Below are 21,059 nucleotides of genomic sequence, written 5' to 3' on the forward strand. Positions count from 1 at the left end.
CCCCGCCGGGGAGAAGGTGGCCGCGAAACGACCGGATGAGGCGCGCGCCTCATTCCCCCAGCCCGCGCACCCCGCTCACCAGGATGCGCGTCGCAAGCCGGCCATAGTCGGCGCGGCTGACCGCCCCGCCGTCGCGAAACCACATATAGGCCCAGTTCAGCATGCCGAAGAGGCTCATCGTCACCGGCTTGAGCAGCGGCTTGCCCGCGAAAAGCACCGGATCGAGCGCGCGGATGGCGGCGGCGAACTTCTCCACCAATTGCCGCTCCAGCGCCTTCAGCTCCTCCTGCTCGGCCTCGGGCAGCAACCGCAGCGTACCGATCTGCACCTTGTGCTCGGCATCGGCGTCGCGATAGGCCTCCAGCAGCGCCAGCACCAGCGCCTCGAGCCGCGCCTCCGGCTCCAGCCTTTCGTCGTCGGCCAGTTCCACGATTTCGGCGAGTTCGGCGAGATGGCTGCGGATGATGTCGAAGAGCAGCGTCTCCTTGGAGACGTAATAATGGTAGAGCAGCGCCTTCGACACGCCGCACTCGGCAGCGAGCTGTGCCATCGACGCCCGGTCGTAGCCGTCGCGCGCGAACACCATCGCCGCCCGGCGCAGGATTGCCTCCCGCTTCTCGTCATGGTCCTTGGCGCGGGTACGAGCCATACTATCCTTCCCCTTGTGGGGAGGGGTATTTTGTTGTGTTTCCGCCAGGACGCCAATCGCCAAGGAATCCGCTGGGCATCGCGGTCGAGCGGTCCCCCTCCACCTTGCGAGGAGGGAGTGGGGGTGTGAAGCCGCCGGAATTTTGTTCGATACCATATGCGGTCGAGCTACTCACGAGGGGACGGGTAAGCGGCGGCGTCTGCATTCCCTATCCCTTCGGCCGATTGTCGACGATGCGCACCGCCTTGCCCTGGCTGCGAGCGACCTGCTCGGGCTCGGTCACGTGGCAGCGCACCGAAACGCCGACGACCTCCTTGATCCGGGCGACGAGCATCGCCGCCGATGACTCGCGCGCTTCGGCGCCGGCGCTGTCCCTCGCCGCCTCGACATGCACCACCATCTCGTCCATGCGGCCCTCGCGCAGCAACTCGATCTGGAAATGCGGACTAAGTGCTGGAATCTTCAGGATCTGCTCCTCGATCTGCGTCGGAAAGACGTTGACGCCGCGCAGGATCATCATGTCGTCGCAGCGTCCGGTGATCTTCTCCATGCGTCGCATGGAGCGCGCTGTGCCCGGCAGCAGGCGGGTCAGGTCGCGCGTGCGGTAGCGGACGATCGGGAAAGCTTCCTTGGTGAGCGAGGTGAAGACCAGCTCGCCGCGCTCGCCGTCGGCCACCGGCAGGCCCGTCTCCGGGTCGATGATCTCGGGATAGAAATGGTCCTCCCAGATGTGCAGGCCGTCCTTGGTCTCCACGCATTCATTGGCGACGCCTGGTCCCATCACTTCCGACAGTCCGTAGATGTCGACCGCGTGCATGTCGAAGGCCTCCTCGATCTCGGCGCGCATCGCGTTAGTCCACGGCTCGGCACCGAAAATGCCGACCTGCAGCGGGCTTTCGCGCGGATCGAGGCCCTGCGCGCGATATTCGTCGAGGATCGAGAGCATGTAGGACGGCGTCACCATGATGGTGGTCGCCTTGAAATCCTCGATCAACGTGACCTGCCGCGTCGTCATCCCGCCCGAGACCGGCACCACCGTGCAGCCCAGCCGCTCCGCGCCGTAATGGGCGCCCAGCCCGCCGGTGAAAAGCCCGTAGCCATAAGCGACGTGGACGACGTCTCCCGGCCGCGTTCCGGCCGCGCGCATCGAGCGGGCGACGCATTCGGCCCATACCTCGATGTCGTTCCTTGTATAGCCGACCACGGTCGGCTTGCCGGTCGTGCCGGAAGAAGCGTGGACACGCACCACCTTCTCGCGCGGCACGGCGAACATGCCGAAGGGATAGTTGTCGCGCAGGTCCTGCTTGGTCGTGAAGGGAAACCGGCTGAGGTCGGAGAGCTCCTTCAGATCGTAGGGATGCACGCCGGCGACGTCGAAGCTCCTGCGATAATGCGGGACGTTGTCATAAGCATGCTTGAGCGACCATTTCAGCCTGACGAGCTGCAATGCGGCGATCTCGTCGCGCGACGCGATCTCGATCGGGTCGAGCTCTTCCTTCCTTGGCGTAAGATCCTTCATCTTCTCCTCCCGATACAGGTCCTCGCCCACCTTGCATCAATGGTTCGATATCCACGAGGTGCGTCCTTCGAGGCTCGCTTCGCTCGCACCTCAGGATGAGGGAGGTAGTTTGTCGAGCCCGCCCTTACCCGAGTTCGCTGCGCTCCCACTTCGGGATGAGGGAGGTGGTTTGTCGAGCCCACCCTTCCCCGAGTCCGCCGCACCCCCACCTCGGGACGCGGAAGGTGGTTTGTCGAGCCCACCCTTCCCCGAGTTCGCTGCACTCCCACCTCGGGATGAGAGAGGCGGTTCGTCGGATCCACTCCTCCACAGGCTCGTTGCGCTCCCACCTCTGGGCAAGGAAGGTGGTTCATCGAGCCCGCCGCTCCGCGGATTCGATGCACGGCGGCCCTCATCCTGAGGTGCGAGCGAAGCGAGCCTCGAAGGACGCACCCAATCCCGCAAAGACGATATCCAGCCACCGACGTCATTCCTCGAAATGCCTGCCCTCGATGTCGCGCGAGACACCGCGGAACTCGGCGATCGGCCGGCCGGACTGATCGCTCACCCGCGCATCGTAGATGCCCGAGCGCCCGGCGCGCGCGATCTCGCGCGCCTCGGCCGTGAGGCGGTCGCCGAGGCGGCCGGGCGCCAGGAACGTGATGGTGTTGTGCTGCGCCACCGCGATCCGGTTGTGGGAGTTGCAGGCGAAGGCGAAGGCGCTGTCGGCAAGGGTGAAGATGTAGCCGCCATGGCAGATGTCGTGGCCGTTGGTGTGGTGCTTTTCGACCGTGAAGGACAGCACCGCCGTCCCCGGCCCGACCGCGTCCAGCGACATGCCCAGCCATTTCGACGCGTCGTCCCGCGCCCACATGGCTTCCGCGCTCCTTCGTGCGATCTCCTCGGCGCTCAGCGACATCGTTCCTCCACCGCCTCCCCGCGATATCGAAGCCTTGCATAAACCGGCCAGTCGGTCAATAATACTTGAAAGAAGGCGCGGGAGGCGCCAGGGAGGACAATGATGCAGGCCGGGATGAGAGCGGCGGATTCCGCCCTTGCCGATCGTTTCGACATCGCGTCGATCCCGCCCGGCTTCGCGGAAGACCCCTTCCCCACCTATCGCGCGCTTCTGGAGCATTCTCCGGTCAAGCGCTTCGCCGACGGCTCGGTGATGCTGTCGCGCCACGCCGATCTCGACCGCGTCTACCGCGACACGAAAGCCTTCTCCTCCGACAAGAAGGTCGAGTTCCTGCCGAAATTCGGCGCGACCCCACTCTACGAGCATCACACGACGAGCCTCGTCTTCAACGACCCGCCGCTGCATACGCGGGTGCGCAAGATCATGATGGGCGCGCTCACCCCGCGCGCCATATCGGCGATGGAACCGGGTCTCGTCGCGCTCGTCGACACGCTGCTGGACCGCATGGCCGAAAAGGGCGAGGTCGATCTGGTCGAGGACTTCGCCGCCGCCATTCCAATTGAGGTCATCGGCAACCTGTTCGTCATGCCGCACGAGGAGCGCGGGCCGCTGCGCGACTGGTCGCTGGCGATCCTCGGCGCGCTGGAGCCGACCTTGACGCCGGAGCAGCATGAACGCGGCAACCGGGCGGTTGGCGACTTCAAGGCCTATCTGGCCGATCTCGCCGCGCGTCGCCGGGCAAGGCCCGGCGACCCGGCAACCGACGTGCTGACCCGTCTCATCAACGGCAATGAGGGTGAGCAGCTTTCCGACGTGGAGCTGCTGCAGAACTGCATCTTCATCCTCAATGCCGGCCACGAGACCACGACGAACCTGATCGGCAATGCCCTCTTCGAGCTTCTGCAATGGCCGCGGGAAAAGGTCAGGCTTGAGGCCGATCCGGCGCTGATCGACACGGCGGTCGACGAGTTCCTGCGCTTCCAGTCGCCCAACCAGCTCGGCAACCGCATGACCACGGAGCCGGTCGAGTTCCACGGCGAGACGATCGACGCCGGCACGCGCATCCACCTGGCGATCGGCGCCGCCAACCGCGATCCCCGGCAGTTCGAGCATCCCGATCGCCTCGATCTTGCAAGGAAACCCAACCGTCACCTCGCCTTCGCGCAAGGGCCGCACCTGTGCGCCGGCTTCTCGCTGGCGCGGATGGAGGGCCGCATCGCCATCTCGCGCTTCCTGAAGCGTTTTCCGGGCTATCGGCTCGCCGGCGAGGCTCGACGCACCGGCCGCGTCCGGTTTCGGGGGTTTGCCGCGCTGCCGGCGACGGTTTGATAGAAGGAATGTCTGAAATGTCTGCATTCCAGCAGCCGCACATCGCGAAGGAGCACATCGCATGACTATCCTTCCCCTTCACAGCTACGCTGCCGGCGAATGGATCGCCCCCCAGGGCAAGCTCTCCATGCTGAGGAGTGCCGTCACCGGCGAGGCGGTCGCCCGGATCGGTTCCGGCGGGCTCGACTTCGCCGCCATGGCCGACCACGCCCGCCGCACCGGCGGCCCGGCGCTTCGCGCGCTGACTTTCCATCAGCGCGCCGCCATGCTCAAGGCGCTGGCGCAGTATCTCAACGAGCGTCGCGACCCGCTCTACGAGCTTTCCTACGAGACCGGGGCCACCAAAGCCGACTCCATGATCGACATAGACGGCGGCATCGGCACGCTGTTCGCCTACGCCTCGAAGGGACGGCGCGAGCTTCCCGACGATACCATCTTCGTCGACGGAGGACTCGAGCAGCTTTCGCGCGGCGGCAATTTCCTCGGCCAGCATGTGGCCACTTCCCTGCAAGGCGTGGCCATCCACATCAACGCCTTCAACTTCCCCGTCTGGGGCATGCTCGAAAAACTCGCGCCGACGCTGCTCGCCGGCGTTCCGGCGATCGTCAAGCCGGCCTCGGCGACCGCATGGCTCGCGGAAGCCGCGTTCCGCATGATCGTCGAATCCGGCATCCTGCCCGACGGCGCCGTCCAGTTCATCGCGGGACCGACCGGCGATCTGCTCGACCGCCTCACCTGCCAGGACGTCGTCTCCTTCACCGGCTCGGCATCGACGGCGGCCATGCTGCGCGCCAACCCTGGCATCCTGCGCAACTCGGTGCGCTTCGTCGCCGAGCAGGATTCCCTCAACGCCTCCATCCTCGGCCCTGACGCCGCACCTGGCTCGCCCGAGTTCGACGCCTTCGTCAAGGAGGCGCACCGCGAGATGACGGCCAAGGCCGGCCAGAAATGCACGGCCATCCGCCGCATCCTCGTAGCCGGGACACATCGCGACGCCGTGATCGAGGCGCTGTCGGAGCGGTTGGCCAAAACCGTGATCGGCAATCCGCGCGACGAGGCGACCCGCATGGGCGCGTTGGCGAGCCTCGCCCAGCGCGACGACGTCCGCGAGAAGGCGGTGCGCATCGGCCGCGAGGCGAGGCTGGTCTACGGCGACCTCGACAAGGTGACGGTCAGCGGAGCCGATGCTGCTGCCGGCGCCTTCTTCTCACCCTTGCTCTTTTCCTGCGACGACCCGGACGGTGCGTCCGACGTCCACGATGTCGAGGCCTTCGGCCCGGTTTCCACCGTCATGGGCTACCGCGACCTCGCCCACGCGCTGGCGCTCGCCAATCGCGGCGGCGGCTCGCTGGTCGCCTCCGTCTTCACGCACGATCCGGCCGTCGCGCGGCAGGTGGTGGAGAACGCCGGCGCCTTCCATGGCCGGCTCTATTTCGCCAACCGCGACACCGGCAAGGAGGCGACCGGTCATGGCTCCCCCCTGCCTCATATGGTTCATGGCGGGCCGGGCCGGGCCGGCGGCGGCGAGGAGATGGGCGGCATCCGCGGCGTCATGCACTACATGCAGCGCACCGCGATCCAGGCGAGCCCGGACCTGCTGGCTGGCATTCTCGAAAGCTGGGTGCCGGGCGCGAAGATCGTCGAGAAGCAGGCGCATCCCTTCCGCATGCGCTTCGGGGAGCTGGAGATCGGCCACACGCTGTGGACGACAAGCCGCACGGTGACGCTAGACGACATCGAGCATTTCGCGAATTTCACCGGCGACACCTTCTACGCCCACATGGATGAGGAGGCGGCGAAGGCGAACCCGTTCTTCCCCGGCCGCGTCGCGCACGGTTATCTGATCCTCTCCTTCGCCGCCGGGCTCTTCGTCGACCCTGCGCCGGGCCCGGTGCTCGCCAATTACGGCCTCGACAATCTGCGCTTCATGAAGCCGGTCTCGCCCGGTGACAGCCTCAAGGTGCGGCTGACGGCCAAGCAGAAGACCCGCCGCAACGACGATTATGGCGAGGTACGCTGGGACGTCGGCGTCTACAACCAGGACGGCGAGCAGGTGGCGAGCTACGAGCTCCTGACGATGAACGCGATGTGATCAGCGCCGGTGGCGCTGGTGCCACCGGAAGATCGCAAGGAAACTGACGAGACAGATGCCGAGCAGCGCCGCCGGAAAGCGCACGATGTCGTCGCCGACGAGGAACACCAGGAGCGAGGCGACGATCGCCGAGCCGATCTGGCTGGAAAAGCCGTAGAAGGCGGCGGTGAAGCCGGCAATGTCGCCATGCGGGTCCATCACCAGCGCGGCGGCGTTCGAGAAGACGATCAGGTAGCTGGTCGCGAAAAGGATCGCCAGCGCGGTGAAAACATAGGCCGAAGCCAGCCCCGCGAGCGTGACCGCCAGCATCGCTCCTGCCGCGACGATCAGCACGCTATTGGCCAGAAGCATGGTCGGCACCACCCCCAGCCGGGGAATGAGGCGGCGGTTCGCGGTTTGCCCTATGATGATGCCGAAGCCGTGCAGCGCGAAGAGAAGCGCGAACGCCACCCCGGTCACGCCGAACGAGGTGTCGTAGATGCGCGGCAGCGTGGTGAGGATCAGCATCATCGCCGACATGATGACGGCGGAAATGACGAGGAAATAGCGCGACTGTGGATGCGCGAAGAGACGTCTCGTGCGCGCCGCGAAGACGGAGGGCTTAAGCGCGTCCGGCGACAATGCCGGTACCGTCTCCGGCAGGCGCAGGAGCACGAAGAGCAGGCCGATCGCGATCAGTCCGAGGATGACGAAGACGGCGCGCCAGCCGAAGGGAAGCGCGATCCCCGCCCCCAGCAGCGGCGCGACGATCGGGCCGACGGCGAAGATGGCGGTCGCCAGCGCGAGGTTCCGCGCGAGGTCAGGGCCCGAGTGGCGGTCGCGGATGATCGCGCGCGAGCAGACGATCGCCGCGGCCGCCCCGAACCCCTGCAGGGCGCGGGCGGCGAGCAGCAGGCCGATGTTCGGCGCCAGCGTGGCAAGAACGCAACCGCCGAGGAAGATCGAAAGCCCCCATGCGAGCGCCGGCTTGCGGCCGAAGCGGTCGGAGGCCGATCCCCAGACCAGTTGCGCGATGCCGGCGGAAAACATGTAGATGGTGATCGTCCATTGGACGAGTTCGTAAGGCGCCGCGAGATCGTCGGCGATCGCCGCGAAGGTCGGCAGCGAGATGTCGACCGCGAATGCCGAGATCGACATCAGCAGCCCGCAATAGACGACGATGGAAAGCGGCTTCACTCGGCGCTTTCGACGAACGAAATCGACGCCAGCAACGCGTCGGCCGTGTGCAGCGCGGTCCCCGCAGCAACCGCCATTTGCGGCAGCAGCATCCATTCCAGCGTCCAGGCCGCACCCGAGCGCTCGTTCTCGTGCACCAGCGACTGGTGCATGCCGGAAAGCAGCGTCGCATTGAAGCGCGCCAGCGTCACCAGGATCTCGGCGCCGACCGGATTGACCTTGTGCGGCATGGCCGACGACCCGCCGCCCGACGAAAGCTTCACCTCGCCGACCTCGGTCTGCGCCATCAGCGCAATGTCCTGTCCCATCTTGCCCAGGCTTCCGGTGACCAGCGACAGCCAGGATGCAAGTTCCGCCTGGCCGTCACGCTCGCTGTGGCGCGCATGCGGCAAGGCGCGCAGACCGAGTTGCCCGGCAAGGTTCTGCGTCACCGCGCCCGCCCGTTCGCCGAGCTTTTCGAGCGTTCCGGCCGCGCCGCCGAAATGCAGCACCAGCACCTCTTCCTCGATCGCGGAAAGCCGCGCGCGGTGCCGTTCGATCGGCTCGCGCCAGCTCCTGATCTTGCGCGCCGCCGGCACGGGGATTGCCGCCTGCATGCGCGTGTGCGCCATCGTCTCGACGCCGCCATGGCGTCTTTCGAGCTCTTCGAGACGCGTGACCACGACGTCCATCCGGCCCGCCAGAATTTCGAGTACCCGGCGAAGCCGCAGCGAGAGGCCGGTGTCGATCACGTCCTGGCTGGTCGCTCCGAAATGAACCTGCTTCGAATGCGGCTCACCCACCGCCCGCTTCATTTCGGCGACCAGCGCCGGCACCACCACACCGTCGCGCGCGACGCCCTCGCGCAGCCTCGCAACGTCGATCGCCGCGCTTGCAAGCGCGGCGTCGATGGCCGTCGCTGCGTCCTTCGGGATCACCCCCTCCTCGCCTTCGGCGCGCGCCAGCGCCCGCTCGAAATCGAGCATGGCGGCGATGTCGGCCTCTGCCGAAAGGCAGGCGGAGACCTCCTCGTCGCCGAGGAGGCCGGAAAGGATCGGATGATCGAAGGGCGACGCGCTCACGGGGTCTACACGCTCAGATATCGAAGAAAACGGTCTCGTTTTCACCCTGCAGGTGGATATCGAAGGTGTAGGTGTTGCCGTCGCGCTTGGCAATCAGTGTCGGCACGCGCACCTTGTGCTCGATGCGGCCGAGGATCGGGTCCTCGCCATTCGCCTTTTCCTCGTCGGAGAAATACATGCGCGTGTGCAGGCCGATATTGATGCCGCGCGCCACGACCCAGAAGGTGATGTGCGGCGCCATCGGGCGTCCATCCTTGAACGGCAATCGGCCCGGCTTGATCGTCTCGAAGCGGAACTCGCCCGTATCCATGTCGGTCGGGCAGCGGCCCCAGCCGGTGAAGTTCGGATCGGCCGTGCCGCGCATCTCCGAGGGCGAGTTGTAGAGCCCGTCGGCATCCGCCTGCCAGATCTCGATCAGCGCGTCCCTGAGCGGCGTGCCGGTGCCGTCGAGCACCCTGCCCTTGACGGTGATCCGCTCGCCCTTCGTCTTGTCGTTGACCATCCTGGTGCCGAGATCTTCCGAATAGACCCCGGTGATCTCCGCGAAGTTCGGCGTCAGGCCGATATGAACGTAAGGACCCGCCGTCTGCGACGCGCTTTCCTTCAACCGGTTCAGCGACTGGCTCATGTCAGTTCCCTTCCATGCGGTTCTCGAACATCGTCGAGCGGCGTCCGCGCAGTACGATGTCGAACTTGTAGGCGCGCGAATCCATCGGGATCGTAGCCTCGCGGTCGAGCGCGGCCGTCAGCCCGTTGATCGCGGCCGGATCGTTGATCGTCTTGACGATCGGGCACTGCCAGATCATCGGGTCGCCCTCGAAATACATCTGCGTGATCAGCCGCTGGGCGAAACCGTGGCCGAAGACCGAGAAATGGATGTGGGCCGGGCGCCAGTCGTTGACGCCGTTCGGCCACGGGTAGGGTCCGGGCTGGATGGTGCGGAAGGCGTAGTTGCCCTCCTCGTCGGTGATCGCCCGCCCGCAGCCGCCGAAATTCGGATCGAGCGCGGCCAGGTAGCCTTCCTTCTTGTGGCGGTAGCGCCCGCCGGCATTGGCCTGCCAGAATTCGAGCAGGGCGCCCGACACGCCCTTGCCGCGTTCGTCGACCACCCGGCCGTAGACGATGATGCGCGGGCCGATGGCGCTCTCGCCGGGCTTCGCGAAATTGTGGATCAGGTCGGCGTCGAGTTCGCCGAGAATGTTGTGGCCGAAGACCGGGCCGGTAATCTCGGACAGCGTGTTGTCGAGCGACAGCAGCGCCTTCTGCGGCGAGCGCAGCACGCTCGTCTTGTAGCCGGGCGTGAATGCGGCCGGATGCCATTCGCGGTCGCGCTGGAAGAACGCGCCGGTTTCCGGCTTGAGATTCGAGATCGAACTCATTTTTCTTTCCTTTCGTCCATCTCGTCGAACACTTGCTTGACGATCTTGATGGCGTGGTTCGCCGCCGGCACGCCGGCATAGATCGCGACATGCAGCATGGCTTCGCGAATGTCCTCGCGGGTTGCGCCGGTGTTGACGGTCGCGCGCGCATGCATGGCCACTTCCTCGTCCTGGCCGAGGGCGGCCAGAAGCGCCAGCGTGACGATGGAGCGCTCGCGCTTCGTCCAGTTGGGCCGCGACCAGACGTGGCCCCAGGCCGCTTCGGTTATCAGCTCCTGGAACGGTTCGTCGAACACGGTCTTCTTCGCCTCGGCCCGGTCGACATGGGCGTCGCCCAGCACCGAGCGGCGCGTCGCCATGCCCTGCTTGTATCTTTCGGACTTTTCCTTGGTCATCCTGTCGGTCCCGTCTTTCCTTCGGCCACCTGGTAAGGCAGGCCGACATAGTTTTCCGCAAGCGAGGTCGAAGCCGCGCGCGAATGCACCAGATAATCGAGCTCGGCTTCCTGGATGCGCTGGCCGAAGGCGCCCGTATCGGGGAAACGGTGCATCGTGTTGGTCATCCACCACGAAAAGCGCTCCGCCTTCCACACCCGCGCCAGCGCCTTGGCCGAATAGGCATCGAGCCCGGCTTCGGAACGTTCCTGGTAATGCTCACGCAATCCATCGAAGAGATAGCGCACGTCACTGGCCGCGAGATTGAGGCCCTTGGCGCCGGTCGGCGGCACGATGTGGGCCGCGTCGCCGACGAGGAACAGCCTGCCGAAACGCATCGGCTCGGCAACGAACGAGCGCAGCGGCGCGATCGACTTCTCGATCGACGGGCCGGTCGTCACGGCTGCCGCGGATTCGGCCGGCAGGCGGCGGCGCAGCTCGTCCCAGAACCGATCGTCCGACCATTCCTCGACCTTCTCGTCGAGCGCGCACTGCACGTAATAGCGGCTGCGCGTATTGGAACGCATCGAGCAGAGCGCGAAACCGCGCGGATGGTTGGCGTAGATCAGTTCGTGGCTGACCGGCGGCACATCGGCGACGATGCCGAGCCAGCCGAACGGATAGACGCGCTCGAAGACGTCGAGCCCGTTGCCCTCCACCGCCTTGCGCGAGGCCCCATGAAAGCCGTCGCAGCCGGCGATGAAGTCGCAGTCGACGCGATGGGTTGCGCCGTCTTTCTCATAGGTCACGTAGGGCTTCGCTTCATCGAAATCGTGCGGCGTGACGTTTGCCGCCTCATAGATCGTGAGGCCGCCCGTCTCCTCGCGCTTGTCCATCAGGTCCCGCGTCACCTCGGTCTGGCCGTAGACGGTGACGCGGCGCCCGGTCAGCTCGAACAGGTCGATGCGATGATGCCTGCCGGCGAAGGTGAGGTCGAAGCCGTCATGCGGCAGGCCCTGCGCATGCATGCGCTCGCCGGCCTTGGCCTCGTCCAGCATGCGGGTCGTGCCGTCCTCGAGCACGCCGGCGCGGATGCGTCCGAGCACGTAATCCTTGGTGACGCGCTCGAGAATGACGTTGTCGATCCCGGCATTCGTCAAAAGCTGCCCCAGCAGCAATCCGGACGGGCCGGATCCTATGATGGCTACCTGGGTTCGCATGAGCCAGCTTTCCTCCCTGGGTCGTCGCGGCGGACCCTGCTCCTTCGCGGCGCGGACGGCAATGGACATTTCGGGCAATCAATTGCACTATCCGAACATCGGAAGAGGAGATATTTTGTGCAGCGCAGCGTACCATCCTACCAGCTTTATGGCGAGGAACCGCGGGATTCGACCGATTTCTGGATTCACTGCGAAACCATTCCGGTGCGCACGCACCCGCACAATTGGGAGATCGCGCGGCACCGGCACGACCTCTTCTTCCAGATCTTCCATCTCGACGTCGGCCACGGCGAGATCGTGCTCGAGCACGGGAGGGAAAGCTTCGTCGCGCCGGTGGTGCTTTTCATACCTCCGGGCGCGGTGCACGGCTTTAACTATTCGCGCGACGTCGACGGGCTGGTGGTGACCGCGCTCGGCGACCGCCTCGCCTCGATCGCGGCCGCCGACCGGCAGATCGCCCGCTTCGCCGAGGCGATCCGTATCGTCGGCCTGCCGCCTGAAAGCAAGGATGCGCGCCTGGCGAGCGAGAGCATCCGACGCCTTCACGGCGAGCTTGCGAGCCGGGCGACCGGCAGGATCGTGCTTCTCGAAGCCCTGATGGCGACGGCGCTGGTTAGCCTGGTGCGCGTCGGCGAGGCCGCCCTGCCCGAGGACGAACCGGTCGAGCCGCGTGACATCCAGCGCATAGAGACCCTGCTGACGCTGATCGCGGCGCATTTCCGCGAGCATCGCCCGGTCGGCTTTTACGCCGACCGCCTGGGCATCTCGGCAACCCATCTCAACCGCACCGCACGCAGCGAGACCGGCTTCAGCGTCCAGCAACTCATCGCCCGCCACATGCTCGACCGCGCCCGCCGTGAACTGATCTTCACGCCGACGCCCGTTCAGGCGATCGCCTTGTCGCTCGGCTTCGCCGATCCCGCCTACTTCAACCGCTTCTTCCGCAAGGAAACCGGCCTCACCCCCGGCGCCTTCCGTCGCGCCGAGCGTGACCGGCTCGCGGTCTGAAACGCCGTTCCAGCGTCATATGTCGAGATCGACCCAGATCGCGGCATGGTCGGAGGCGGCGTCCTGCGACCGCGTCACCTCCTCATAGGCGTCCCAGCGCTTCGGCCGCACGCCGGGCCACATCCCCGTCCTGAAGGCGCCGCCCTCCTCCACCCTGTCGAAGAGCGCCGGCGACAGCAGGATGTAGTCGATCTTGTTCGAGGCGTTGCAATAGCCATAGGTGCCCGGATAGCCGCCGTCGTCGAAACCCGGATGAACGAAAACGTCGCGCAAGTCCGTGTCCTGAAGCAGCGGCGCAAGCGGCGCGCTCGAAGGCGTGTCGTTGAAATCGCCCATCACCGCGACCAGTTCGTCGCCGCCTGCAATGAGCTGCTCGTAAATCTCCCTCGTACGCTCGGCCTGCAGCCGCCGCCGCGCGTTGGAGGCAGCGACGCCGCCATAGCCCTTGCTCTTGAGGTGGTTCACCAAAATGACGAGCCGGTTTCCGGCCGGCGTCTCGACCCGGTATTCCGGGCAGTCGCGTGAGAAGATGCGCAAACCGTCATCCGTGCGGTCGTCGACATGGCTGCGCATGAGGCCGATGGGAAAGCCCTTCCGCGTCATCAGCCCCACGTCGATGCCGCGCTCGTCATTGCCGTCGATCACCATCGTGTGGTGGAAGGGCTCGCCGCCGATCGCCGGCAGGATCACGTCGTTGAAGTCGAGCAGCGCCGGACGATGCTCCGCCTCGACCACGCCGAGAACGTCGGCACCGATATCGCGGATCACGCGCGCCGTGTTGCGCATGGCGTGCTCGTTCACGGGCTCGTCGCGCAGCTCGAGCGAGCCGACCCAGTCGGCCCGTCCTTCCGCGACGATCTCGATGCCGCCGTCACGCGGCCGCTTGAGGAGACCACCGCGATTGCGCCGCAGGATGACGAACTCGCCGGTATCGGACTTCTCCAGCCCCAGCCGCTTCATCAGCGTCACCATCCTCGTCCTGTCGGCGGCAGAATACGTGATCTCTCCCAGAAGCGCATTGAGCGCGGCGAACGCCTCGAGTATGGGCCGGCCCTCGGCCCAGCTGTCGAGATTCATCGCCTTGGCGCGGTCGAAGAGGTTTTCGACATTGTAGACGGCAAGCCGCATGGCGGTGATTCCGGTTTGGAACGCACCGCCAATCTACCATCGGCGTCCTCCATGAACAGCGCCGCTTTTTCAGGCTTCCGGCTAGCCCGAGCGGGCTATCCATCCTGCTTTTGCCCGACTTGCGGCCGCCGGCCTACATGCCTTTCTCGACCTGGCCGCGGATTTCGCCGTCGGGGTGAGCGGCCGTGTGCAGGTTGATGTAGTACCTTCCCGCCGTCAGGTCCGCCGCCTGCGCGTCCGTCAGCGTTGCCGAGCCCTTGATCGGGCTTGTCAGATCTCCCTCGAAAGGTATCGCGACGCCCGCATTCTCGCCCGCCGCGGCAGGCCCGTGGAAATGGCCGGCCGACGGCGCTTCCGGCATGTCCGAATATTCGACGGTCCATTCCAGCATCTTGGTGTCGGTGTCGAAAGTGACCTCGGCCGTTCCCTTGCCGGCCGTCTCCACCGGCGGCACCTGCTGGGCGCCGTCCAGGGTGGCCGCCATCTTCATCATTTCGGCATGAGCGGGTGCCGCCGCGAGAAACGCGGCTGAAACAATGGCACCGGCGAATGAAAGCTTGAAAACACGCATCTGATCCTCCCGTGGGAATTGCCGGGCGGCGCGGCCGGCGGCCGCCTGCGCCCAACCGCTATCAACGGAGCGGCGGGCTTCAACGTTGCAGCGACCGCGGCCGATCACCGGAAATTGAAAAGGGGCGGTCGCCCGCCCCTTTTCCCATGCCGCACCCTGAGCGGCTTATTTGGAGGCCGCGTCGGTGATCTCGTGCGTGAACGCGCCTTCCGGAGCCTTTTCGATGATCTTCTGGTCGAGCACCATCTTGGCGGTGCGCTCGAAGGCCGTCTCGTCGAGCTTGCCGGAGGCGTCGCCGACGAGCTTGGCGACCTCGCCCATCATGCGCTTCTGGTGATTGTCGTCCTGGCCGCCGCCTTCCATGACATATTCGGCCGCCTCGTCCGGATTGTCGATCGCGTACTTCCATCCCTTCAGCGACGCCCGCACGAAGCGTACCATCTTGTCCTTGAAGGCCGGGTCGGAGAGCTTGTCCTCCATCACGTAGAGGCCGTCCTCGAGCATGTCGTTGCCGAGCTCGGTGTAGTTGAAGACGACGAGGTCCTCCGGCTTGAAGCCGGCGTCGATCGCCTGCCAATACTCGTTGTAGGTCATGACCGAGATGCAGTCGGCCTGCTTCTGGATCAGCGGCTGCACGTCGAAGCTCTGCTTCAGCACGGTGACACCGTCCGCTCCGCCCTCCGTCGACAGGCCGAGCTTGTTCATCCAGGCATAGAACGGATATTCGTTGCCGAAGAACCAGACACCGAGCGTGCGGCCCTTGAAATCGGCTTCCGTCTGCACCGGCCCGTCCTTCGGGCAGACCATCAGCAGGCCGGATTTCTGGAACGGCTGGGCGATGTTGACCAGCGGGACGCCCTTGTCGCGGGCCGAGAGCGCGGCCGCCATCCAGGTCACGACCACGTCGGCGCCGCCGCCGGCGATCACCTGCTCGGGCGCGATGTCCGGTCCGCCGGGCTTGATCTCGACGTCGAGCCCCTCCTCCTCGTAGAAGCCTTTCTCGAGCGCGGTGTAGTAGCCGCCGAACTGCGCCTGCGCCACCCATTTGAGCTGCAGCGTCACCTTGTCCGCCGCCCAGGCCTGCGCGGCGGCGAGCGACATCGCTCCCGCCATCATCGCTATCATCAGTTTTTTCATTGTCGTTACCCTCTGGTTTTTCGCCTACCCACCACGGATAGACGGGTGCCAAAATGTAACCGCCCTTTCGACAAGCGCGATCACACCGTAGAAGACGGATCCCGCGAGCGCCGCGACCGCGATTTCCGCCCAAACCATGTCCACATTCATCCGCCCGACCTCCGTCGAGATGCGGAAGCCCATGCCGACGACCGGCGTGCCGAAGAATTCCGCGACGATCGCGCCGATCAACGCCAGGGTCGAGTTTATCTTGAGCGCGTTGAAGATGAAGGGCATCGCCGCCGGCAGCCTCAGCTTGACGAGCGTCTGCCAGTAGCCCGACGCGTAGGTGCGCATCAGGTCGCGCTCCATATGGCCGGAGGCCGCCAGCCCCGCCACCGTGTTCACCAGCATCGGGAAGAAGGTCATGATGACGACGACCGCCGCCTTGGACTGCCAGTCGAAGCCGAACCACATCACCATGATCGGCGCGACGCCGATGATCGGCAGCGCCGAAACCATGTTGCCGATCGGCAGGAGGCCACGCCGCAGGAACACGAAGCGGTCGGCGACGATCGCGGCGGCGAAGCCGGCCGCGCAGCCGAGCGCATAGCCGATCAGCACCGAGCGGAAGATGGTCTGGTTGACGTCGGCCATCAGCACCGGCAGCGAATTGGCGAGGCGCTGCGCGATCGCCGTCGGCGGCGGCAGGAGCACGAAGGGGATAGCTAAAGCGCGCACCAGAACTTCCCATAGGAAGAGAAGAGTTAGGCTGAAAATCGTTGGAACAGCAAACTTCGCAATGTTTCCCCACCAACCGGACCTGTATTTTGCGCCTGAAAGCAAGTCGTTCAACAGCCATGCTGCCAACACACAAGCAGCGACTGTAGTCCAGTAGTTTCTGGGAGCTTCTTCACCGGCAAAGCCCCGAAGAGACGCAAGGCAGATAGGCACGAACGCGAGCAAAAAGAGACCGACGCCAATCTCAAGAGGCGGCAACGCATTACGCCGGTATCGCTGAACCAATACCAAGATGATGTAAGCCAGCAATGGCAACATAAGTACCGAGAGCCACCTCGGTCCGGACAAGTATGGAGGCTCCAGTAGGGGATAAAGAAGCATAATCAATATGACGATGAGATACAGCAAAGTCCGCTGGAAGGCCGTCGCGACAAAATTCATCCCGCGTTGTGTGCTCATGCCGATTGCCCTCCCATCGCGCGTTCGACGATGCGGCCGACGATGCCGACCGCCGTCACCAGCAGCACCGCGACCAGCGAGCCGGCCACGAGCGCCGAGAACATGTCGATCGTCTGGCTGTAATAGGAGCCGGAGAGCAGCTTCGCGCCGATGCCCGCCACGGCTCCGGTCGGCAGCTCGCCGACGATGGCGCCGACCAGGCTCGCCGCGATCGCCACCTTCATGGAGGCGAAGAGATAGGGCACCGAGGCGGGCAGCCGCAGTTTCCAGAACGTCTCCGCCTTGCTGGCATTGTAGGTGCGCATCAGGTCGAGATGGATGATGTCGGGCGAGCGCAGCCCCTTCACCATGCCGACCGCGACGGGAAAGAAGGAGAGATAGGTGGAGATCAGCGCCTTCGGCACCAGTCCGGTGATGCCGATCGCGGCGAGCACCACGATGATCATCGGCGCGAGCGCCAGGATCGGGACCGTCTGCGAGGCGATGATCCACGGCATCAGGCTGCGGTCGAGCGCGGCGAAATGAACGATGCCGACGGCGATGAGGATGCCGAGCACCGTGCCGAAGGCGAAGCCGAGCAGCGTCGAGGAAAGCGTCACCCAGGCATGATAGACGAGGCTGCGGTTGCTCGTGACCTTCCGCAGGAACGTGTTTTCGAAGAAATTGACCGCCACCTGGTGCGGCGCCGGCAAAGTCGGCTTAGGCTGCGTCATCGTCTTGACGACGAATTCGGAAAAGCCCGGCGTCTCGCCCGCCCGCCGGTCGAGATCGCGCTGGAACGGCGCGTTCATGACGTAGGCGAAGACATACCACGCGGCGACGAGACCGAGGAGGATCGCGGTGACCGGAACGATCTTGTCGCGCAAGCGGTCCGTCATGCCGGCGGCTCCTTTTGCTTGCGCGCGCCAGCCCCCTCACCCGACCTCCGCTTCGCTCCGGCCACCCTCTCCCCGAGGGGGAGAGGAGGGAGCATGTCGTCGACCTCCTTGCCACACCGCCTTGCCGTAACGCCCGACCGAGACATCGCCGCGGCGCCGCGGTCTCGAAGACTGGCGACCTCCTCTCCCCTCGGGGAGAGGGTGGCCGGAGCGAAGCGGAGGTCGGGTGAGGGGGAGAGCCGGCCTTCGAGCGCGGCAAGAACGGTTTCGAGAACGGCGCGCCTTTCCCTCAAGACCTCCTCATTCCAAAATCGCAGAACAGAGTAGCCATTTGTCGTCAGATATCGCGTCCGACGAGCGTCGTGCGAGGATAGCGCATGCTGGCTCCCATCGATCTCGACGATGAGGCGGTACTCTCGGCACAGAAAGTCCGCGAAATACGGGCCGACCGGCATCTGTCGCGAAAATTTGTAGCCGTTGAGGAGACGGTTCCGAAGGTCGCCCCAAAGCCGATATTCGGCTTCCGTTTCCTGCCGCCGCAGTGTTCTGGCCCTGCTCGTCGCGCCGACGCGCCGTTTCGTTGCGTCGTCCATCACACCGCCTCACCCTGCCGCTTCGCGGCCACTTTCTCCCCGGTGGGGATGCGAGGGAGATTGCCACCCTCAATCCTCATAGCTGTGCCCTGCCCGCAGGCCGTCGCGCACGCGCGCGGCGATCGCCAAGAATTCCGGTGTCTCGCGGATGTCGAGCGGTCGCTCTCTCGGCAGCGTCGAATCGATCACGTCGGTGACGCGGCCGGGCCTCGGCGACATCACCACGATTTTGGTCGACAGATAGACCGCCTCCGGAATCGAATGGGTGACGAAGCAGATGGTCTTGGTCGTGCGTGCCCACAACTGCAGAAGCTGCTCGTTGAGATGGTCGCGCACGATCTCGTCGAGCGCGCCGAACGGCTCGTCCATCAGCAGAAGGTCGGCGTCGAAGGCGAGCGCGCGGGCGATCGAGGCGCGCTGCTGCATGCCGCCTGAAAGCTGCCAGGGATATTTCTTTTCGAAACCGGTCAGGTTGACGAGTTCCAGCGTACGGCGGATGCGCTCCCGCCGCTCGGCCTGCGAATAGCCCATGATCTCGAGCGGCAGCGCGACGTTGCGTTGGATCGTACGCCAGGGGAACAGGCCGGCTGCCTGGAAGACATAGCCGTAAGCGCGCTTCTCGCGCGCCTCGCCCGGCGTCATGCCGTTGACGGTGATCGTGCCGGCCGTCGGCTGCTCGAGATCGGCGATCACCCGCAGGAAGGTGGTCTTGCCGCAACCCGAGGGGCCGATGAAGGAGACGAATTCGCCCTTGCCGATCGCAAGGTTCACGTCGGAAAGCGCGTTCACCGGCCCGTCATTGGTGTGGAACGTCAGGCCCAGCCCGCGCGCCTCGACGACCGGAGAGAGGGTTTCAGTAGCTGGCTTCATGTCGCTGGCTATGGCGTTCATCGTCTGCCGTGCCCCGTAAGCTCGGCGACGGTCCCCACAGCCGGCAGGCAGTGGAACCGCGTCAGCGGCGCCAGTGGCATGTTGGCCAGCGCCTCGTCCACCGCCACCCACACGGCTTCCTCGATCTCCGCCGCCGGCCGCACCGCCGCTTCGAGGCGCGCGCCGAAGAGATGCGCGACCACGCGGCTTCCCGCCTCGTTGGCGGCCTCAGCGCTGAAGACGCCGAGCGACACCGGCTCCTCGTCGAGCTCGACGGCGATCTCCTCGCGCAGTTCGCGGCGCAGCGCCTCGAGCGGCGCCTCGCCGGGGTCGATCTTGCCGCCCGGCTGCATGAAGGCGCTGGTGCCGCGCTTGCGGACGAGCAGCGTCCGCTCCTCCGGATCGATCAGGATGGCCGCGGCGATCACGATCTCCGGCTTGACGGGCGCGTCCATCAGACCCCCGTCGCCGGAATGCCCGTCCGCTCGACCTTGCGCGGCGCGGTGATCTCCTTCCATTTCGACAGTGCCCGGTTGACCGGAGCGTTGGCCTCGCGCGCGACGAACTCGCCATGTCCCGGCTTGGTCCTTACGTCACTTTCCTTGATCGCCAGCTCGCCCCGGGTGAAGACGAAACGCGGCAGGCCCTCGACCTCGAAGCCTTCGAACACGTTGTAGTCGATCACCGATTGCTGCCTGCCCGCCGTGATCGTCTTCCCGCGCTTCGGATCCCAAACCACGATGTCGGCCTCCGCGCCTTCGACGATCGCGCCCTTCCTCGGATACATGTTGAGGATCTTGGCGATGTTGGTCGAGGTGACGGCGACGAACTCGTTCATCGTCAGCCGGCCGGTGTTGACGCCCTTCGTCCACAGCACCGGCATGCGGTCTTCCAGGCCGCCGGTGCCGTTCGGTATCTTGGTGAAATCGCCGACGCCGGTCCGCTTCTGCTCGGTGGTGAAGGCGCAATGGTCGGTCGCCACCACCTGCAGCGAGCCCGCCTGCAGGCCGGCCCAGAGCGAATCCTGGTGCAGCTTGTTGCGGAAGGGCGGGCTCATCACGCGCCGCGCCGCATGGTCCCAGTCCTTGTCGAAATATTCGCTCTCGTCGAGCACCAGATGCTGGATCAGCGGCTCGCCGAAGACACGCATGCCCTTTTGCCTGGCCCGCCGGATCGCCTCGTGGCTCTGCTCACAGGACACGTGAACGACATAGAGCGGCGCGCCGGCCATGTCGGCAATCATGATCGCGCGATTGGTCGCCTCCCCTTCCACCTCGGCTGGCCGCGAATAGGCATGCGCCTCGGGCCCGTTGTTGCCTTCGGCCATCAGTTTGGCCTGCAGCTGCGCGACCACGTCGCCGTTCTCGGCGTGCACCAGCGGCAGCGCGCCGAGCGCCGCGCAACGCTGGAAGGACGAGAACATCTCGTCGTCGTCCACCATCAGCGCGCCCTTGTAGGCCATGAAGTGCTTGAAGGAGTTGATGCCGCGGTCGACCACCTGCGCCATCTCGTCGAACACCTGCTCGCCCCACCAGGTGATCGCCATGTGGAAGGTATAGTCGCAGCTCGCCTTGACCGACTTGTTGTCCCACATCGTGATCGCCTCGAGCAGAGACTGGCCGGGATTGGGCAGGCAGAAATCGACCACCGTCGTCGTGCCGCCGGAAAGGGCCGCGCGCGTGCCGCTTTCGAAATCGTCGGCCGAATAGGTGCCCATGAAGGGCATTTCCAGATGCGTGTGCGGGTCGATGCCGCCGGGCATGACGTAGCAGCCGGTCGCGTCGAAGCTCTCGTCGCCCTTCAGGTTCTGGCCGATGCCGGCGATCCTGCCGCCGTCGATCAGCACGTCGGCCTTGTAGGTGCGGTCTGCGGTTACGATGGTTCCGTTCTTGATGACTTTTGTCATTCTCTCGTTCCCCTGGGGTTGGTGGGTTTTTCAACCGCACACAGTTCTATTTCTACGCGTCGGCTGTCACTCCGCGATGCTTGGCGATGACG

The 21,059-nt window shown here is 65.5% G+C and carries 20 protein-coding genes and 1 pseudogene; 3 read left to right on the forward strand and 18 right to left on the reverse strand.

Annotated features, from left to right (window positions below; translation table 11 throughout):
- Positions 1–49 precede the first annotated feature (49 nt).
- From XW59_RS07565 to paaI, 3 genes are all read right to left on the reverse strand, one after another.
- Entirely contained in the window at positions 50–649 is a 600-nt protein-coding gene (locus XW59_RS07565; RefSeq protein WP_047144114.1) for a TetR/AcrR family transcriptional regulator, read from the reverse strand.
- A gap of 208 nt (positions 650–857) precedes the next feature.
- On the reverse strand, positions 858–2,168 hold the full coding sequence (gene paaK, locus XW59_RS07570; RefSeq protein WP_047144503.1) for a phenylacetate--CoA ligase PaaK: 1,311 nt from the start codon (positions 2,166–2,168) through the stop codon (positions 858–860).
- Positions 2,169–2,634: 466 nt separating this feature from the next.
- The gene (gene paaI / locus XW59_RS07575; RefSeq protein ID WP_047144113.1) at positions 2,635–3,066 is read right to left on the reverse strand and encodes a hydroxyphenylacetyl-CoA thioesterase PaaI; all 432 of its coding nucleotides are present in this window, start codon (positions 3,064–3,066) and stop codon (positions 2,635–2,637) included.
- Between the two features lie 99 nt (positions 3,067–3,165).
- Between paaI and XW59_RS07580 the strand changes: the two genes are divergently transcribed.
- Both XW59_RS07580 and paaZ read left to right on the forward strand, forming a co-directional pair.
- A complete protein-coding gene (locus tag XW59_RS07580) occupies positions 3,166–4,395 on the forward strand; it encodes a cytochrome P450 (RefSeq protein ID WP_047144112.1) in 1,230 nt (409 codons plus the stop codon).
- 61 nt (positions 4,396–4,456) lie between these two features.
- Positions 4,457–6,487, forward strand: coding sequence for a phenylacetic acid degradation bifunctional protein PaaZ (gene paaZ / locus XW59_RS07585; RefSeq protein WP_047144111.1), 2,031 nt, complete (start codon positions 4,457–4,459; stop codon positions 6,485–6,487).
- Here paaZ and XW59_RS07590 read toward each other — a convergent pair whose 3' ends face one another.
- The 6 genes from XW59_RS07590 to pobA are packed head-to-tail and all read right to left on the reverse strand — an operon-like array spanning position 6,488 to position 11,697.
- The gene (locus tag XW59_RS07590; protein ID WP_170990108.1) at positions 6,488–7,663 is read right to left on the reverse strand and encodes a multidrug effflux MFS transporter; all 1,176 of its coding nucleotides are present in this window, start codon (positions 7,661–7,663) and stop codon (positions 6,488–6,490) included.
- Positions 7,660–8,724, reverse strand: a complete 1,065-nt coding sequence (locus tag XW59_RS07595) for a 3-carboxy-cis,cis-muconate cycloisomerase (RefSeq protein WP_047144109.1) — start codon at positions 8,722–8,724, stop codon at positions 7,660–7,662. The genes XW59_RS07590 and XW59_RS07595 overlap by 4 nt, the downstream gene beginning before the upstream one ends.
- 13 nt (positions 8,725–8,737) lie before the next feature.
- A complete protein-coding gene (gene pcaG / locus XW59_RS07600; RefSeq protein WP_047144108.1) occupies positions 8,738–9,352 on the reverse strand; it encodes a protocatechuate 3,4-dioxygenase subunit alpha in 615 nt (204 codons plus the stop codon).
- Between the two features lies 1 nt (position 9,353).
- Positions 9,354–10,103 carry a protocatechuate 3,4-dioxygenase subunit beta gene (gene pcaH, locus XW59_RS07605; protein ID WP_047144107.1) on the reverse strand — a complete coding sequence of 250 codons (750 nt, stop codon included), beginning with the start codon at positions 10,101–10,103 and terminating at the stop codon, positions 9,354–9,356.
- Positions 10,100–10,498 (reverse strand): 4-carboxymuconolactone decarboxylase, encoded by a 399-nt coding sequence (gene pcaC / locus XW59_RS07610; RefSeq protein ID WP_047144106.1) that lies wholly within the window; start codon positions 10,496–10,498, stop codon positions 10,100–10,102. The genes pcaH and pcaC overlap by 4 nt, the downstream gene beginning before the upstream one ends.
- Complete coding sequence (gene pobA, locus XW59_RS07615) at positions 10,495–11,697, reverse strand: 4-hydroxybenzoate 3-monooxygenase (RefSeq protein ID WP_047144502.1); 1,203 nt, start codon at positions 11,695–11,697, stop codon at positions 10,495–10,497. Before pobA ends, pcaC begins: the two co-directional genes overlap by 4 nt.
- A 117-nt stretch (positions 11,698–11,814) precedes the next feature.
- On the opposite strand from pobA, the gene XW59_RS07620 reads away from it, so the two are divergent.
- Entirely contained in the window at positions 11,815–12,705 is an 891-nt protein-coding gene (locus XW59_RS07620; RefSeq protein WP_047144105.1) for a helix-turn-helix domain-containing protein, read from the forward strand.
- Between the two features lie 15 nt (positions 12,706–12,720).
- On the opposite strand, the gene XW59_RS07625 is transcribed toward XW59_RS07620, so the two are convergent.
- From XW59_RS07625 to hydA, 9 genes and pseudogenes are all read right to left on the reverse strand, one after another.
- Positions 12,721–13,833 (reverse strand): endonuclease/exonuclease/phosphatase family protein, encoded by a 1,113-nt coding sequence (locus XW59_RS07625; RefSeq protein ID WP_047144104.1) that lies wholly within the window; start codon positions 13,831–13,833, stop codon positions 12,721–12,723.
- 133 nt (positions 13,834–13,966) lie between these two features.
- Positions 13,967–14,404: a CHRD domain-containing protein gene (locus XW59_RS07630; RefSeq protein ID WP_047144103.1), complete on the reverse strand. Its 438-nt coding sequence runs from the start codon at positions 14,402–14,404 to the stop codon at positions 13,967–13,969.
- 165 nt (positions 14,405–14,569) lie between these two features.
- Positions 14,570–15,541 carry an ABC transporter substrate-binding protein gene (locus XW59_RS07635; protein ID WP_047144102.1) on the reverse strand — a complete coding sequence of 324 codons (972 nt, stop codon included), beginning with the start codon at positions 15,539–15,541 and terminating at the stop codon, positions 14,570–14,572.
- A gap of 24 nt (positions 15,542–15,565) precedes the next feature.
- Positions 15,566–16,702 (reverse strand): ABC transporter permease, encoded by a 1,137-nt coding sequence (locus XW59_RS07640; protein ID WP_047144101.1) that lies wholly within the window; start codon positions 16,700–16,702, stop codon positions 15,566–15,568.
- Between the two features lie 14 nt (positions 16,703–16,716).
- Positions 16,717–17,598 carry an ABC transporter permease gene (locus tag XW59_RS07645; RefSeq protein WP_047144100.1) on the reverse strand — a complete coding sequence of 294 codons (882 nt, stop codon included), beginning with the start codon at positions 17,596–17,598 and terminating at the stop codon, positions 16,717–16,719.
- A 203-nt stretch (positions 17,599–17,801) separates the two neighbouring features.
- Positions 17,802–18,158, reverse strand: a pseudogene (locus tag XW59_RS29590) (endonuclease domain-containing protein); the annotation flags it as partial.
- Between the two features lie 102 nt (positions 18,159–18,260).
- Positions 18,261–19,061 carry an ABC transporter ATP-binding protein gene (locus XW59_RS07655; protein WP_047144500.1) on the reverse strand — a complete coding sequence of 267 codons (801 nt, stop codon included), beginning with the start codon at positions 19,059–19,061 and terminating at the stop codon, positions 18,261–18,263.
- Between the two features lie 17 nt (positions 19,062–19,078).
- On the reverse strand, positions 19,079–19,516 hold the full coding sequence (locus tag XW59_RS07660; RefSeq protein WP_047144099.1) for an NUDIX domain-containing protein: 438 nt from the start codon (positions 19,514–19,516) through the stop codon (positions 19,079–19,081).
- Positions 19,516–20,967, reverse strand: coding sequence for a dihydropyrimidinase (hydA, locus tag XW59_RS07665; protein WP_047144098.1), 1,452 nt, complete (start codon positions 20,965–20,967; stop codon positions 19,516–19,518). The genes XW59_RS07660 and hydA overlap by 1 nt, the downstream gene beginning before the upstream one ends.
- Positions 20,968–21,059: the final 92 nt, after the last annotated feature.

The organism is Aquamicrobium sp. LC103 (genome assembly GCF_001014615.2).
In the GTDB taxonomy this organism is placed as follows: domain Bacteria; phylum Pseudomonadota; class Alphaproteobacteria; order Rhizobiales; family Rhizobiaceae; genus LBCQ02.